Genomic DNA, 15,715 nt, shown 5'->3' on the forward strand with positions numbered 1-15,715 from the left:
CCGCTCGAGGCTTCGCCCGCACGGGGCCGTACCAATGACGAGGAGACGCCGATGGCACCAGCCATCACCCTTGCCGCAGAAGCTCCCAAGCTGTCTGCCGCGAACACAGGGTTCATGCTCATCTGTTCCGCCCTGGTGATGCTCATGACACCGGGTCTGGCCTTCTTCTACGGAGGCATGGTCCGCGTCAAGAGCACCCTGAACATGCTGATGATGAGCTTCATCAGCCTCGGGATCGTCACCATCCTGTGGGTGCTGTACGGCTTCTCCATGGCGTTCGGCACCGACTCCGGCAGCCTCATCGGCTGGAACTCCGACTGGGTCGGCCTCGGCAACATCGGCCTGACGGAGCTGTGGCCCGGCTACACGATCCCGGTGTTCGTGTTCCTGGTCTTCCAGCTGATGTTCGCGATCATCACGCCCGCCCTGATCAGCGGCGCCCTCGCGGACCGCGTGAAGTTCAGCGCCTGGGCGCTGTTCATCGCCCTGTGGGCCACGGTCGTCTACTTCCCGGTCGCGCACTGGGTCTGGGGCGCCGGCGGCTGGGCCTTCGAGCTGGGCGTCATCGACTTCGCCGGTGGTACGGCGGTGCACATCAACGCCGGTGCCGCGGCGCTCGGCGTGATCCTCGTCATCGGCAAGCGCGTCGGCTTCAAGAAGGACCCGATGCGCCCGCACAGCCTGCCGCTGGTCATGCTCGGCGCCGGTCTGCTGTGGTTCGGCTGGTTCGGCTTCAACGCCGGCTCCTGGCTCGGCAACGACGACGGCGTCGGCGCGCTGATGTTCGTCAACACGCAGGTCGCCACCGCCGCCGCCATGCTGGCCTGGCTCATCTACGAGAAGATCCGCCACGGCGCGTTCACCACGCTGGGCGCCGCCTCCGGCGCGGTCGCGGGTCTGGTCGCCATCACCCCCGCGGGTGGTGCGGTCACCCCGATGGGCGCGATCGCCGTCGGCGCCATCGCCGGTGTGCTGTGCGCCATGGCCGTCGGCCTGAAGTACAAGTTCGGTTACGACGACTCCCTCGACGTCGTCGGCGTCCACCTGGTCGGCGGTGTCCTCGGCTCCCTGCTGATCGGCCTCTTCGCCAGCGGCAAGGGCCAGTCCACCGTCGAGGGCCTCTTCTACGGCGGCGGCCTGACCCAGTTCTGGAAGCAGTGCGCCGGTGTCTTCGCGGTGCTCGCCTACTCCCTGATCGTCTCCGCGATCCTCGCCTTCATCCTCGACAAGACCATGGGCATGAGGGTCCCCGAGGACGACGAGGTCGCCGGCATCGACCAGGCCGAGCACGCCGAGACCGCATACGACTTCAGCGGTGCCGGGGGCGGTGCCGCCAAGACGGCCGTGGCCCCGGTCGCCGCAGCCGCGAGCAAGAAGGTGGACGCATGAAGCTCATCACCGCCGTCGTGAAGCCGCACCGGCTCGACGAGATCAAGGAGGCCCTGCAGGCCTTCGGAGTACACGGCCTGACGGTCACCGAGGCCAGCGGCTACGGTCGTCAGAGGGGCCACACCGAGGTCTACCGCGGTGCCGAGTACACCGTCGACCTGGTGCCCAAGATCCGCATCGAGGTCCTGGTCGAGGACGACGACGCCGAGCAGCTGATCGACGTGGTGGTCAAGGCGGCCCGCACCGGCAAGATCGGCGACGGCAAGGTCTGGTCCATCCCGGTCGAGACGGCCGTACGGGTCAGGACCGGTGAGCGCGGACCCGACGCGCTCTGAAGGTCCTTTAGACAGGCGAACGGAACAGGAGCCACTGGGTGACGGGTACGGACGTGCAGAAAGAAGCAGAGGACTCGGGACCCAGCGGCTACGCGGCGGCCCGGCTGCGTCTCCTCACCGAGGAGGCGCGGTCCGGGCCGCCGCGCCGTGCTGCCCTGGCCGAGCTGACGGACGACTGGCTGACCGGCCTGTTCAGCGCGGGCGCCGAGGGGCTGCGCGGGGTCTCCCTGGTGGCCGTCGGCGGTTACGGACGCGGTGAGCTGTCCCCGCGCAGCGACCTCGACCTGCTCCTGCTGCACGACGGCAGCGACACCAAGGCGGTCGCCACCCTCGCCGACCGGCTCTGGTACCCCGTCTGGGACCTCGGCCTGGACCTCGACCACTCGGTCCGCACACCCGCCGAGGCCCGCAAGACCGCCGGTGAGGACCTCAAGGTGCAGCTCGGCCTGCTGGACGCCCGGCACCTCGCCGGCGACCTCGGCCTCACCGCCGCACTGCGCACGGCCGTCCTGGCCGACTGGCGCAACCAGGCACCCAAACGCCTCCCCGAACTCCAGGAGCTGTGCGCCGAGCGCGCCGAGCGCCAGGGCGAGTTGCAGTACCTGCTGGAGCCCGACCTGAAGGAGGCCCGCGGCGGGCTGCGGGACGCCACCGCCCTGCGCGCCGTCGCCGCCTCCTGGCTCGCCGACGCCCCGCGCGAGGGCCTCGCCGACGCCCGGCGCCGGCTCCTCGACGTCCGCGACGCCCTGCACCTGGCCACCGGGCGCGCCACCGACCGGCTCGCCCTCCAGGAACAGGACCAGGTGGCCGCCGAACTCGGCCTGCTCGACGCGGACACGCTGCTGCGGCAGGTGTACGAGGCGGCCCGGGTCGTCTCGTACGCCAGTGACGTCACCTGGCGCGAGGTGGGACGCGTACTGCGGTCGCGCGCCGTGCGGCCCCGGCTGCGCGCCATGCTGGGCGGCGGCGGGAAACCGGCCACCGAGCGGTCTCCGCTGGCCGAGGGCGTGGTCGAGCAGGACGGCGAGGTGGTGCTTGCCCGCGCCGCGCGTCCCGAGCGCGACCCGGTGCTGCCGCTGCGCGCCGCGGCCGCCGCCGCGCAGGCCGGACTCCCGCTCTCCCTGCACGCCGTACGGCGTCTGGCCGCCACCGTGCGCCCGGTTCCCACGCCCTGGCCCGCCGAGGCACGCGAACAGCTCGTCACCCTGCTCGGCTCCGGCCGCCCCACCATCGAGGTCTGGGAGGCGCTGGAGGCCGAGGGGCTGATCACCCGGCTGCTGCCCGACTGGGAGCGGGTCCGCTGCCGCCCGCAGCGCAACGCCGTGCACCTGTGGACCGTCGACCGGCACCTGATCGAGACCGCGGTGCGCGCCTCCGAGTTCACCCGCCGGGTCAGCCGCCCCGACCTGCTGCTGGTCGCCGCGCTGCTGCACGACATCGGCAAGGGTTGGCCCGGGGACCACTCGGTCGCCGGCGAGATCATCGCCAAGGACGTGGCCGCCCGCATCGGCTTCGACCACCACGACGTGACCGTCATCGCCACCCTCGTACGGCACCACCTGCTCCTCGTCGAGACCGCCACCCGGCGCGACCTGGAGGACCCTGCGACCGTGCGCTCCGTCGCCGAGGCCGTCGGCTCCCAGGGCACCCTGGAGCTGCTGCACGCCCTCACCGAGGCCGACGCCCTCGCGACCGGCCCGGCCGCCTGGTCCTCCTGGCGCGGCTCGCTCGTCGCCGACCTGGTCAAGCGGGTCGCGGCGGTGCTCGCCGGGGACGCCCCGGACGACCCCGAGGAGGCAGCGCCGACCGCCGAGCAGGAGCGGCTCGCCCTCGAGGCGGCAGCGACGGGCAGCCCCGTGCTCTCGCTGCGGGCCCAGACCGAGCCGCCCGCCGGGCAGGAGCCGTCCGGCGAGCCCGAGCCGCTCGGCGTGGAGCTGCTCATCGCCGTCCCCGACCAGCCCCGGGTACTGCCCGCGGTGGCCGGAGTCCTCGCCATGCACCGGCTGACCGTACGCACCGCCGAGCTGCGCTCCCTGCACCTCCCGGACGGCGTCGACGGCTCCGTCCTGCTGCTGGACTGGCGGGTCGCCGCCGAGTACGGCTCCCTGCCGCAGGCCGCCCGCCTGCGCTCGGACCTCGTCCGTGCCCTGGACGGCTCCCTGGACATCGCCGGCCGCCTCGCCGAACGGGACGCGGCCTATCCGCGCCGCCGGGGCGTGGTCGCCCCCGCGGCCCGGGTGTCGGTCCACCCGGCCGCCTCCCGGCTGGCCACGGTCATCGAGGTCCGCTCCCAGGACGCGCCCGGCCTGCTGTTCCGCATCGGCCGTGCCCTGGAGGACGCGAGCGTACGGGTGCGCAGCGCGCATGTCTCGACGCTCGGCGCCAACGCCGTCGACGCCTTCTACGTGACCGGCCAGGAGGGCGCGCCCCTGCCCGGGGACGAGGCGGCGGCGGTGGCACGGAAGCTGGAGGAGACACTGCGTGGGTGAGGCCGACCCGGCGACTTGTCACGCCGGGATACCCTGGAGGGCGATTCCCTGTAGCCACCAACCCTGAGGACCGCGAGCGCCGTGTTCGATACTCTTTCCGATCGCCTCTCAGCGACCTTCAAGAACCTGCGCGGCAAGGGACGGCTCTCCGAGGCGGACATCGACGCCACGGCGCGCGAGATCCGGATCGCGCTCCTCGAGGCGGACGTGGCGCTTCCCGTCGTCCGGACGTTCATCAAGAACGTCAAGGAGCGCGCCCTCGGTGCCGAGGTCAGCAAGGCGCTGAACCCCGCCCAGCAGGTCCTCAAGATCGTCAACGACGAGCTGGTCACCATCCTCGGCGGCGAGACCCGGCGTCTGCGCTTCGCCAAGCAGCCGCCCACCGTGATCATGCTGGCGGGTCTGCAGGGTGCCGGTAAGACCACCCTCGCGGGCAAGCTCGGCCACTGGCTGAAGGAGCAGGGCCACTCGCCGCTGCTGGTCGCCTGCGACCTCCAGCGCCCCAACGCCGTCAACCAGCTCAGCGTCGTCGCCGAGCGTGCCGGTGTCGCGGTCTACGCCCCCGAGCCGGGCAACGGCGTCGGTGACCCGGTCAAGGTCGCCAAGGACTCCATCGAGCACGCCAAGTCCAAGGTCCACGACATCGTGATCGTGGACACCGCCGGCCGCCTCGGCATCGACCAGGAGATGATGCAGCAGGCCGCGGACATCCGCGACGCCGTCTCCCCGGACGAGATCCTGTTCGTCGTCGACGCGATGATCGGCCAGGACGCCGTCAACACCGCCGAGGCCTTCCGCGACGGCGTCGGCTTCGACGGCGTGGTGCTCTCCAAGCTCGACGGCGACGCCCGCGGTGGTGCCGCGCTGTCCATCCGGCAGATCACCGGCAAGCCGATCATGTTCGCGTCGAACGGCGAGAAGCTCGACGACTTCGACGCCTTCCACCCTGACCGGATGGCTTCCCGCATCCTCGACATGGGTGACCTGCTCACCCTGATCGAGCAGGCGGAGAAGACGTTCAGCCAGGAAGAGGCCGAGAAGATGGCCTCCAAGCTGGCGTCCAAGAAGGGCCAGGACTTCACCCTGGACGACTTCCTGGCCCAGATGGAGCAGGTCCGCAAGATGGGCTCCATCTCCAAGCTGCTCGGCATGCTGCCGGGCATGGGCCAGATGAAGGACCAGATCAACAACCTGGACGAGCGGGACGTCGACCGCACGGCCGCCATCATCAAGTCGATGACCCCGGCCGAGCGCCAGGAGCCGACGCTCATCAACGGCTCCCGCCGCGCCCGGATCGCCAAGGGCTCCGGTGTCGACGTCAGCGCGGTCAAGAACCTGGTCGAGCGGTTCTTCGAGGCCCGCAAGATGATGTCCCGCATGGCCCAGGGCGGCGGCATGCCCGGGATGCCGGGGATGCCGGGGATGGGTGGTGGCCCCGGCCGGACGAAGAAGAAGCAGAAGCAGGCCAAGGGCAAGCAGCGCTCCGGCAACCCGATGAAGCGCAAGCAGCAGGAGCAGGAGGAGGCCGCCCGCCGGGCCGCCGCGGCCGAGGGCGGCGGCGCCTTCGGGCTGCCGCAGCAGGGCGGCAAGGACTTCGAACTCCCCGACGAGTTCAAGAAGTTCATGGGCTGACGGCCGTCCGGACCGCGGTGAGGGCGCCCCCCTTGTCTGGAGGGGGGCGCCCTCAGTGGTGTGCAGGCGGCTCGCAGGTCAGCCGTTCGGGAACTTCCAGATGTACGGCTCGCCGTCCTCCTCGGCCCAGTGGACCTCGACGCTCTTGGCGTTCGCCGGGATCACGTACGTCTCGCAGAAGACATGGCTCTCGCCCTGCTTCCAGCTCTCGACGTCGTAGGGGTCCTCGCAGCCCGCGGCGTCCTCGGACGCGCCGATGAGGACGGTGCCGCGCTGTCCGTCGGCGAAGACCGTGGTGCCGTCGTGCACGTCGGAACCCTCGGTGAGGGCGGGTCCGCTCTTGTGCGTGTACTTCAGGTGCGCGACGGCCAGCACCTTGCCCTTGACCTTGTCCGGCTCGGAGACGACCTTCGCCGCCTCCGCCTCGGTGCCTACGTCGACCTTCTGTGCCAGAACCTCGTAGGTGACCTCGCCCGGGTCCTCCGCGACCTTGCCCGTGGCGCTCTCGCCGGCCCCCATCTCACCGCCGGAAACCGGCTCCGGCGAAGGGAAGACCTTGGCCTTCTCGGTGGCCGGGCTCTTCGCGTCGGCGTTGTCGTCGCCGCCACCGCAGGCGGTGAGCGTCAGAGCGAGGACGGCGACGGGCGCGACGAGACGCAGCGCGGTCTGGTGGTGCGGCACAACAGCTCCTGTATGCAGATGTGTAGGTTCCCCGAGCGGTGGATCACGTTAAGCGTTCTTGATCCACTTGGGGAAACCAAAAGCACCCCATGGTGCTTTCTTCACACCATTCACACCCGCATCGAAAGACGCTTTGGTCAGGGCGTCCGGGCGATCAGGTACCGGAACACGTTCGGCATCCACACCGTCCCGTCCTGGCGCTGGTGCGGATGCAGGGCCTCGGTCAGCTCCTTGTCCACCTGCACCTGGTCCGTCGCCGTCATCGCCGCGTCGAACAGGCCCGTCGACTTCAGGCCGCGCACCGCGCTGTCCACGTCGGCGTAGCCGAAGGGGCACGCCACCCGCCCCGAGCCGTCCGGCTTGAGCCCGGCCCGCTGGGCGACGTCCTCCAGGTCGTCGCGGCAGGCCGGACGCCAGCTGCCCGACTGGCGCAGAGGCTCCGCCAGCTTCGTGGCCACCCGCATCACGGACGCCGTGGCACACCGCTCCGGCGGGCCCCAGCCGGCCAGCACCACGGCCGCACCGCGCTGGGCGAGCGGCGTCGCCTCCGCGAGCAGCCCGCCCAGCCCCTCCGAGTCGCCCGCCAGGCACCCGATCGGCTCGAAGGCGGTCACCAGGGTGTGCCCAGGAGCGCCCGGCACCGCGGTGTCCCGGGGCGAGCCGTCGACCAGCCGGGTGTCTGGACGCGTACGCGTGCCCGGCGTCCGGGACAGCAGCCGCTCCCGCGCCAGGGCCATTCTTTCGGGGGAAGCGTCGACACCGGTGACCGCCGCTCCCCGGGCGGCGGCCATCAGCAGGGAGAGCCCGGAACCGCAGCCGAGGCCGAGCAGCCGCGTGGCGGGACCCACTTCCAGTCGCTCGTAGACGGCCTCGTAGAGCGGTACGAGCATCCGCTCCTGGATCTCGGACCAGTCACGCGCGCGTGCACGCAGGTCCACGCGGGGTACGGCCCCCGCGTGAGGCAGGTGCTGCCGCACGAGCGTAGGTGTCATAAGTAAGCGCCCCAATCCGCCGAGAGTTGCCTCTTGCCCGATTCCATGGCCCCCGTGACAGTGCGCTCGCACTACCCCCGTATGCCAGGAAACTCCCCCCTCGACCTGTCGTCCAGTGGAATGCGGCAGGGCTTATGAGTTGTCATGTGCCTATGGCGAGATTTCACATTCCGGCAACCTGGGCCCGTACCATCCCGCCATGGCCAAGGCACCCGTTCTCACCCCCCGGGCGGACGATTTCCCGCGCTGGTACCAGGACTTGATCACCAAGGCGGAGCTCGCCGACAACGGTCCGGTGCGCGGCACCATGGTCATCCGACCGTACGGATACGGGCTGTGGGAGCGGATGCAGGCGGAGATGGACGCCCGCATCAAGGAGACGGGCACCCAGAACGCGTACTTCCCGCTACTGATCCCCGAGTCGTACCTCGCCCGGGAGGCCGACCACGTGGAGGGCTTCGCGCCCGAGCTGGCCGTGGTCACCCACGGCGGCGGCAAGGAACTCGAAGAGCCCGCCGTGGTCCGCCCCACCTCCGAGATGATCATCAACGAGTACTTCGCGAAGTGGGTGCAGAGCTACCGCGATCTGCCGCTGCTCATCAACCAGTGGGCGAACGTCGTGCGCTGGGAGCTGCGGCCCCGCCTGTTCCTGCGGACGTCCGAGTTCCTCTGGCAGGAGGGCCACACCGCGCACGCCACGTACGAGGAGGCACGCGATTTCGCCGCGCACATTCACCGGCGGGTCTACGAGGACTTCATGCTGAACGTCCTCGCGATGGACGTCGTCCCCGGCCGCAAGACCGTCAAGGAGCGGTTCGCAGGCGCTGTCAACACCCTCACGCTCGAAGGCATGATGGGCGACGGCAAGGCCCTCCAGATGGCCACGAGCCACGAACTGGGCCAGAACTTCGCGAAGGCCTTCAACACCCGGTACCTGTCCAGGGACAGCCGGCAGGAGCTGGTCTGGCAGACCTCCTGGGGTTCCACCACCCGCATGATCGGCGCCCTGGTGATGATGCACGGCGACGACAACGGCCTGCGCGTCCCGCCCCGGCTGGCGCAGATCCAGGCCGTGGTGCTCGCCATCAAGGGCGAGGAGCCGGTTCTGGCCGAAGTCCGTGAGCTCGGCGGCCGGCTCAAGGCGGCCGGTGTCCGTGTCCACGTCGACGACCGCACCGACATCCCCTTCGGCCGCCGCGCCGTCGACTGGGAGCTCAAGGGCGTGCCGGTCCGGATCGAGATCGGCCCGCGCGACTTGGAGAACGGCACCGCGATGCTGGCCCGGCGCATCCCCGGAGGCAAGGAGCCGGTCCCCCTGGACGCCCTGGCCGAACTGCTCCCCGAGGTCCTCGAAGAGGACCAGGCGCTGCTGCTGAAGCAGTCCCGCGAGCGCCGCGAGTCCCGTACGAGCGAGGTCTCGACCCTCGCGGAGGCCGTCGAGGCCGCCACGGCCGGCGGCTGGGCGCGCATCCCGTGGGCCGTGCTCGGCGAGGAGGGCGAGGCCGAGCTGGCCGATCACGCCGTCACCGTACGGTGTCTGGTCGCCGAGGACGGGTCGGTGCCGGACGACGGTGACGCACCCGGTAACGTCGCGGTCGTCGCACGCGCTTACTGAGTCAGGGCACGCGCTCACCGGGTGCGACGCAAGGCGGCCGAAACGCCTCTTGCGTTCTCATGACCCCCTGCTTCCCCGGCGCGCGGACTTCGTCTGCGCGCCGCTCGGGGGCCCGAAGAGTCTCGTTTGAGGGCGGTGGCGGGAGACGGGTGGGCGTACGCGGGACTACGCACCACCTTGTGGTGAGCTGTGAGGCTTCTCCACAGATCAGCGCACCCGCCCTCGTCGGGACGCATCAGAGGCAACTGACGGGTACGTGCAAATTATTTGGGATGGCCCGGAATCGGAACACTGGGGCACCCCGGCTCGTTGTCATTACGTGAGCACGACACAGACACCACCTGTTCTCGCCGCAGAGCTGGCACAGGCGTGGGCCGACATTCAGCGGTACCACCCCGAGCTGCCCGACCTTGCCGCGCCAGAGTCCCTGATCGGGGAGTCGTCGTCCGCGTGCGGTCACGAGCTCTCCTTCGAGCGGCTGCTCCATGAGGCAGTCCATGGCATCGCCGCCGCGCGCGGCGTCCGCGACACCTCCCGCGCCGGCCGCTACCACAACCGCAGATTCCTCGCGATCGCCGAGGAGCTGGGCCTGGACCACCCCGAGGAACCGCACCCCAGCAGCGGCTTCTCCCTGGTCACGCTCACCCCCGAGGCGAAGCGCCGCTACCGGCCGACGATGGAGCGTCTCCAGCGGGCCTTGAAGGCCCACACCGCAGCGACCTCCTCCGACACCCCCCGCACCTTCCGGGGCCCGGCCGCCCGGCACGGCTCTTCCGGCGGCGGCGTCCGCGTCAAGGCGGTCTGCGACTGCGGCCGCAACGTCCGGGTCGTCCCGTCGGTCCTCGCCCAAGCGCCGATCGTCTGCGGCGGCTGCGGCAAGCCGTTCCGGATCCCGGACGTCGTGGAAGCGGTAGCGAGCTGACGCCCTTCACCGGCATCTCGTGGCTGCCGGTCTCAAGGCGCATGGCTCGGCCGGTGCGCACCCGACGTGTCCCACCTCCACGCCGGGTGCGCCGTCGGCATGCCCGGTCGCTCCGACCCGGGCCCCGGGCCGGAGCGACCCATGGGGTGTGGCACAATGGCTAGCTGTACTCGACAGCCGCATAGGAACCCTCTCGCCTCCGGCTGACGCGTCCATCGGGCACTCGGGTACCGCAACCCCACGCGGCATTCCCGCCGTGCCCAACCACGTCAAAACCAGGAGAACCCACTCCCGTGGCAGTCAAGATCAAGCTGAAGCGTCTGGGCAAGATCCGTTCGCCTCACTACCGCATCGTCGTCGCCGACTCCCGTACCCGCCGTGACGGCCGGGCCATCGAGGAGATCGGCAAGTACCACCCGACGTACCACCCGTCGGTGATCGAGGTCGACGCCGAGCGTGTGGCGTACTGGCTCGGTGTCGGCGCGCAGCCGACCGAGCCCGTGATGGCCATCCTCAAGAAGACCGGCGACTGGCAGAAGTACAAGGGCGAGCCCGCCCCGGCTCCGCTGCTGACGCAGCCCGAGAAGGCCGCGCGCCCGTCGTTCGAGGCCATCGGCGGTGACGACGAGGGTAAGGGTGAGGCGATCACCCAGAAGAAGAAGGCTGAGAAGAAGGACGAGGCCGCCGCTGAGTCCGCTTCGACCGAGGCCTGAGCATGCTCGAGGAGGCTCTCGAGCACCTCGTGAAGGGCATCGTCGACAACCCTGACGATGTGCAGGTCGCCTCGCGTGACCTGCGTCGCGGTCGCGTGCTCGAGGTCCGGGTCCACCCGGACGACCTCGGCAAGGTGATCGGCCGCAACGGCCGCACCGCACGCGCCCTGCGCACCGTCGTGGGCGCCATCGGCGGTCGCGGCGTCCGCGTCGATCTCGTCGACGTGGACCACGTCCGCTGACGCCAATCGCGCAACCGGCTCGGGCCGGGGAGGGCCACAGGGCCGTCCCCGGCCCGCAGTCGTATGACAGGAGAATGGACACGTGCAGCTGGTAGTCGCACGGATCGGCCGTGCCCATGGCATCAAGGGTGAGGTCACCGTCGAGGTGCGGACCGACGAGCCGGAGCTGAGGCTCGGCCCCGGTGCCGTACTCACCACCGATCCCGCCGCCGCGGGACCGCTCACCATCGAGACGGGCCGCGTCCACAGCGGCCGCCTCCTGCTGCGCTTCGAGGGCGTCAGCGACCGCACCGGCGCCGAGGCCCTGCGCAACACCCTCCTGATCGCCGACATCGACCCCGAGGAACTGCCCGAGGGCGAGGACGAGTACTACGACCACCAGCTCATCGACCTCGACGTGGTCACCGCGGACGGCACCGAGGTCGGCCGCATCACGGAGATCTCGCACCTACCCTCGCAGGACCTGTTCATCGTGGCGCGCCCCGACGGCAGTGAGGTGCTGATCCCCTTCGTCGAGGAGATCGTCGCCGAGATCGACCTCGAGGAGCAGAAGGCCGTCATCACCCCGCCGCCGGGCCTGATCGACGACCGCGCCGAGATCGCCTCCAGCCGGGAAGACGCCTCCGGCCGGGAAGAGTCGTAATGCGCCTCGACGTCGTCACGATCTTTCCCGAGTACCTGGAACCGCTGAACGTCTCGCTGGTCGGCAAGGCACGCGCGCGTGGACAGCTCGACGTGCACGTCCACGATCTTCGTTCCTGGACCTACGACCGCCACAACACCGTCGACGACACCCCCTACGGCGGCGGCCCCGGCATGGTCATGAAGACCGAGCCGTGGGGGGACGCACTGGACTCCGTCCTGGCCGACGGTTACGAGACGGGCTCCCGGGCGCCCGCCCTCATCGTGCCCACCCCCAGCGGCCGCCCCTTCACCCAGGAACTCGCCGTCCACCTCTCCGAGCGCCCCTGGCTGATCTTCACGCCGGCCCGCTACGAGGGCATCGACCGCCGCGTCGTCGACGAGTACGCGACACGGATGCCGGTCTACGAGGTGTCCATCGGCGACTATGTCCTGGCCGGCGGCGAGGCGGCCGTCCTCGTCGTCACCGAGGCCGTGGCTCGGCTGCTGCCCGGGGTCCTGGGCAACGCCGAGTCCCACCGGGACGACTCCTTCGCGCCCGGCGCCATGGCAAACCTGCTGGAGGGGCCCGTCTACACCAAGCCGCCCGAGTGGCGCGGCCGGGACATCCCCGACGTACTGCTCAGCGGCCACCACGGGAAGATCGCCCGCTGGCGCCGCGACCAGGCCCTGAAGCGCACCACCGCCCACCGGCCCGACCTCATCGAGCGGTGCGACCCCAAGGCCTTCGACAAGAAGGACCGCGAGATGCTATCCATCCTGGGCTGGGCACCCGACCCGGCGGGGGAGCCGTACGACCGATTTTGGCGCAGGACCGACGGCGTGGAAGAATAGCCAGCTGTTGTGCGTCCGTCCGGCGTGCGCCCCTGCCACAGGGGGAGACGACGTCCGCCCCGACCCGCGCAACCCTCACTCCGAAACACCTAGTTTCCGTTGATGACCTGTGGCATCAGCGAGGAAAGCAGACGAAATGTCTCACCTGCTCGACACCGTCGACACCGCGTCGCTGCGTAGCGACGTCCCCGCCTTCCGCCCGGGCGACACGGTCAACGTGCACGTCCGCGTCATCGAGGGCAACCGCTCCCGTGTGCAGCAGTTCAAGGGCGTCGTGATCCGCCGCCAGGGCTCCGGCGTGCGCGAGACCTTCACGGTTCGCAAGGTCTCCTTCTCCGTCGGCGTCGAGCGCACCTTCCCGGTGCACACCCCGATCGTGGAGAAGATCGAGCTCGTCACCAAGGGTGACGTCCGCCGCGCCAAGCTGTACTACCTGCGCGAGCTGCGCGGCAAGGCCGCGAAGATCAAGGAGAAGCGCGAGAACTGAGCGCTCTCCGGGGTTCGCGTCGGGGCCGGATAGCATCTGGCTCCGATGGACACCGAAGCACAGCACACGGAGCGCGACCGCTCCTCCCGCCCTTCCGATTCCGAGGAAACAACCTCGGACTCCGCAGGGCCGGAGGGCCGGTCGCGTTTCGTGTTGGTGTCGCGTGTCACCGACTGGGTCCCGGGCGGCCGGATCACTCTCACCCTGCTGGTCTGCCTGTTGTTCCTGCTGTCGCTCAGTACGTTCGTGCTGCGGCCGTTCCAGATCCCCAGCGGATCCATGGAGCAGGGATTGAGGGTCGGGGACCGGGTTCTCGTAAATAAGTTGGCATACCGTTTCGGTGCCGCGCCGCAGCGGGGAGACATCGTCGTGTTCGACGGGACCGGGTACTTCGGGCACGCGGACTACATCAAACGCGTTGTGGGCGTGGGGGGAGACCACGTGGTCTGCTGCGACAGGGAGGGGAGGATCCGGGTGAACGGCCGGCCGGTCGACGAGTCGGGCTTCCTGTACCCGGGCGACAGCCCGTCCACGGTGGCCTTCGACGTCGTCGTGCCCGGCGGCACCCTGTTCGTCCTCGGCGACCACCGCAGCGACTCCAGCGACTCCCGCGACCACCTCGGCTCGCCGGGTGGCGGCATGATCCCCGTCGGCGACGTGATCGGCCGCGCCGACTGGATCATCTGGCCCTTCGGCCACGCCACCCGGCTGCACCGCCCGGACGCCTACGCGCGTGTGCCAGCCGCCGGAAGGGCGGGCGCCCATGGGTAACCGCGGCAAACCGCGCGGCGTCCCTGCGGGCCCCGCGGAGAACCTGCTGCCCACCGGCGCCCGGCGCGCCGCCGGCCCGTCCGGGGGCCGTACGCGGGCCGAGCGCCGCAAACTCCAGCGCAAGGTCAAGCGGCGCCGCAGGCGCGGTGCCGTCAAGGAGATACCGCTCCTCGTGGGCGTCGCCGTCCTGATAGCGCTCGTGCTGAAGACGTTCCTCGTCCAGGCCTTCGTCATCCCGTCCGGCTCCATGGAACAGACGATCCAGATCGGCGACCGCGTCCTGGTCGACAAACTCACCCCGTGGTTCGGCTCCAAGCCGCAGCGCGGGGACGTCGTCGTCTTCAAGGATCCCGGCGGCTGGCTCAAGGACGAGCAGCCCACCACGCAGAAGGACGACCCCGTCGTCATCAAGCAGGTCAAGGAAGGGCTCACCTTCATCGGCCTGCTGCCCTCCGAGAACGAGAAGGACCTCATTAAGCGGGTCGTCGGCGTCGGCGGCGACCGCGTCCAGTGCTGCGACACGCAGGGGCGCGTGACCGTCAACGGCGTCCCGCTGAACGAGGACTACCTGTACCCCGGAATCGCCCCGTCCGACACGCCGTTCGACATCACGGTCCCCCAGGGGCGGCTGTGGGTGATGGGCGACCACCGGAACAACTCCGCGGACTCCCGCGCCCACCAGGACACCGACTACGGGGGCACGGTCTCCGAAGGCGAGGTGGTGGGCCGCGCCATGGTCATCGCCTGGCCCTTCGGACACTGGAACATGCTGGAGGAACCGAATACGTACGCCTCCGTGTCCGACTCGGCCACCGGGTCGACCGCTGCTCCCGAACTGTCGCATAGGGTTGCCCCCTACGATTCGAACGGAACGATCCAGCTCCCGACCCCTGCGGAACTCCCGCTCGTTATGGGAGTGGTGGGCCTGCGTCGTGTGTGGGGCAGGCGGCGGCACAGAGTGAGGAGTTGGCGTGGGGGATGTGGCGGTTGGCGCACGGTCCGGACACGACGGCGAGGAGCATCGCGGACGCCCCGCGGAATCCGCCGTCCCGGCCGCGGACAGCGCCGTGACCTCCGGGAGTGACTCCGGGGCAGCCGAGGACGACAAGGTGACGGGCGAGCACACGACAGCCGAGGGCCAGGGGCCGGGCGGTACGGCCCGGACACCGAAGAAGCCGCGCTCCTTCTGGAAGGAGTTGCCCATCCTGATCGGTATCGCGCTGGTACTGGCGCTGCTGATCAAGACCTTCCTGGTGCAGGCGTTCTCCATCCCCTCCGACTCGATGCAGAACACCCTCCAGCAGGGTGACCGCGTCCTGGTCGACAAACTCACCCCCTGGTTCGGCTCCGAGCCCGAGCGCGGCGAGGTCGTCGTCTTCCACGACCCGGACAACTGGCTGGCCGGCGAGCCGACCGCGGATCCGAACGCCCTGCAGACCTTCCTCAGCTGGATCGGCCTCATGCCGTCCGCGGAGGAGAAGGACCTCATCAAGCGCGTCATCGGCGTCGGCGGCGACACGATCCAGTGCGTTGGCACCGGCCCGCTCACGGTCAACGGCAAGGCGCTGGACGAGCGGTCGTACGTCTACGCCGGTAACACGCCGTGCAGCGTCGACGACCAGGGCGGCAAGTTCAAGGTGAAGGTCCCCGAGGGCTACATCTGGGTCATGGGCGACCACCGGCAAAACTCGCGGGACTCCCGCTACAACCAGTCCGACAAGAACCACGGCATGGTCCCGGTGAAGGATGTCGTCGGCCGTGCCGTCGTCGTCGCCTGGCCGATCAACCGCTGGTCCACGCTGCCGGTGCCGGACACCTTCGACCAGTCCGGTCTGAACGCCCAGCCGAACGCGGCGGGTCTGCCGGTCGCACCGCAGGGGATCGCGCTCCTCGGTGTGGTGCCGGTGGTGCTCTGGCGCCGCAGGAAGCCGTGAACCCGGCCATGGGCTGACCCCGGCCGGTACCCCCGGG

General features: G+C 70.2%; 16 protein-coding genes. 14 read left to right on the plus strand and 2 right to left on the minus strand.

All coding sequences use genetic code 11. The features are described 5' to 3' along the window. The first annotated feature begins 51 nt into the window (after positions 1 to 51). The 4 genes from CEB94_RS28880 to ffh all read left to right on the plus strand — a co-directional run bounded on the left by CEB94_RS28880 (position 52) and on the right by ffh (position 5,845). Entirely contained in the window at positions 52 to 1,389 is a 1,338-nt protein-coding gene (locus CEB94_RS28880; protein WP_175434956.1) for an ammonium transporter, read from the plus strand. Then, a complete protein-coding gene (locus CEB94_RS28885; RefSeq protein ID WP_030231663.1) occupies positions 1,386 to 1,724 on the plus strand; it encodes a P-II family nitrogen regulator in 339 nt (112 codons plus the stop codon). The genes CEB94_RS28880 and CEB94_RS28885 overlap by 4 nt, the downstream gene beginning before the upstream one ends. Before the next feature lie 38 nt (positions 1,725 to 1,762). Continuing rightward, positions 1,763 to 4,213, plus strand: a complete 2,451-nt coding sequence (locus tag CEB94_RS28890) for a [protein-PII] uridylyltransferase (protein ID WP_175434957.1) — start codon at positions 1,763 to 1,765, stop codon at positions 4,211 to 4,213. A gap of 81 nt (positions 4,214 to 4,294) precedes the next feature. Next, a complete protein-coding gene (gene ffh / locus CEB94_RS28895) occupies positions 4,295 to 5,845 on the plus strand; it encodes a signal recognition particle protein (RefSeq protein WP_175434958.1) in 1,551 nt (516 codons plus the stop codon). A gap of 78 nt (positions 5,846 to 5,923) precedes the next feature. On the opposite strand, the gene CEB94_RS28900 is transcribed toward ffh, so the two are convergent. Both CEB94_RS28900 and CEB94_RS28905 read right to left on the minus strand, forming a co-directional pair. Continuing rightward, on the minus strand, positions 5,924 to 6,526 hold the full coding sequence (locus CEB94_RS28900) for a hypothetical protein (protein WP_175434959.1): 603 nt from the start codon (positions 6,524 to 6,526) through the stop codon (positions 5,924 to 5,926). Positions 6,527 to 6,663: 137 nt separating this feature from the next. Next, the gene (locus CEB94_RS28905; RefSeq protein ID WP_175434960.1) at positions 6,664 to 7,518 is read right to left on the minus strand and encodes a methyltransferase domain-containing protein; all 855 of its coding nucleotides are present in this window, start codon (positions 7,516 to 7,518) and stop codon (positions 6,664 to 6,666) included. A 199-nt stretch (positions 7,519 to 7,717) separates the two neighbouring features. On the opposite strand from CEB94_RS28905, the gene proS reads away from it, so the two are divergent. From proS to lepB (CEB94_RS28955), 10 genes are all read left to right on the plus strand, one after another. Continuing rightward, positions 7,718 to 9,133, plus strand: coding sequence for a proline--tRNA ligase (proS, locus tag CEB94_RS28910; protein WP_175434961.1), 1,416 nt, complete (start codon positions 7,718 to 7,720; stop codon positions 9,131 to 9,133). Between the two features lie 319 nt (positions 9,134 to 9,452). Further along, positions 9,453 to 10,055 (plus strand): hypothetical protein, encoded by a 603-nt coding sequence (locus tag CEB94_RS28915; protein WP_175434962.1) that lies wholly within the window; start codon positions 9,453 to 9,455, stop codon positions 10,053 to 10,055. 293 nt (positions 10,056 to 10,348) lie between these two features. After that, positions 10,349 to 10,768, plus strand: a complete 420-nt coding sequence (gene rpsP / locus CEB94_RS28920; RefSeq protein WP_175434963.1) for a 30S ribosomal protein S16 — start codon at positions 10,349 to 10,351, stop codon at positions 10,766 to 10,768. Positions 10,769 to 10,770: 2 nt separating this feature from the next. After that, the gene (locus CEB94_RS28925; RefSeq protein ID WP_005479813.1) at positions 10,771 to 11,010 is read left to right on the plus strand and encodes an RNA-binding protein; all 240 of its coding nucleotides are present in this window, start codon (positions 10,771 to 10,773) and stop codon (positions 11,008 to 11,010) included. An 82-nt stretch (positions 11,011 to 11,092) separates the two neighbouring features. Further along, positions 11,093 to 11,653 (plus strand): ribosome maturation factor RimM, encoded by a 561-nt coding sequence (gene rimM, locus CEB94_RS28930; RefSeq protein ID WP_175434964.1) that lies wholly within the window; start codon positions 11,093 to 11,095, stop codon positions 11,651 to 11,653. Beyond that, positions 11,653 to 12,486 carry a tRNA (guanosine(37)-N1)-methyltransferase TrmD gene (gene trmD, locus CEB94_RS28935; RefSeq protein WP_175434965.1) on the plus strand — a complete coding sequence of 278 codons (834 nt, stop codon included), beginning with the start codon at positions 11,653 to 11,655 and terminating at the stop codon, positions 12,484 to 12,486. The genes rimM and trmD overlap by 1 nt, the downstream gene beginning before the upstream one ends. Positions 12,487 to 12,622: 136 nt before the next feature. Continuing rightward, entirely contained in the window at positions 12,623 to 12,973 is a 351-nt protein-coding gene (rplS, locus tag CEB94_RS28940) for a 50S ribosomal protein L19 (RefSeq protein ID WP_086600014.1), read from the plus strand. Between the two features lie 45 nt (positions 12,974 to 13,018). Then, positions 13,019 to 13,744: a signal peptidase I gene (gene lepB, locus CEB94_RS28945; RefSeq protein WP_175434966.1), complete on the plus strand. Its 726-nt coding sequence runs from the start codon at positions 13,019 to 13,021 to the stop codon at positions 13,742 to 13,744. Further along, positions 13,737 to 14,828, plus strand: coding sequence for a signal peptidase I (gene lepB, locus CEB94_RS28950; RefSeq protein ID WP_175434967.1), 1,092 nt, complete (start codon positions 13,737 to 13,739; stop codon positions 14,826 to 14,828). The genes lepB (CEB94_RS28945) and lepB (CEB94_RS28950) overlap by 8 nt, the downstream gene beginning before the upstream one ends. Further along, a complete protein-coding gene (gene lepB, locus CEB94_RS28955) occupies positions 14,716 to 15,678 on the plus strand; it encodes a signal peptidase I (RefSeq protein WP_175434968.1) in 963 nt (320 codons plus the stop codon). The genes lepB (CEB94_RS28950) and lepB (CEB94_RS28955) overlap by 113 nt, the downstream gene beginning before the upstream one ends. Positions 15,679 to 15,715 lie beyond the last annotated feature (37 nt).

Source organism: Streptomyces hawaiiensis (assembly GCF_004803895.1).
Lineage (GTDB): Bacteria > Actinomycetota > Actinomycetes > Streptomycetales > Streptomycetaceae > Streptomyces > Streptomyces hawaiiensis.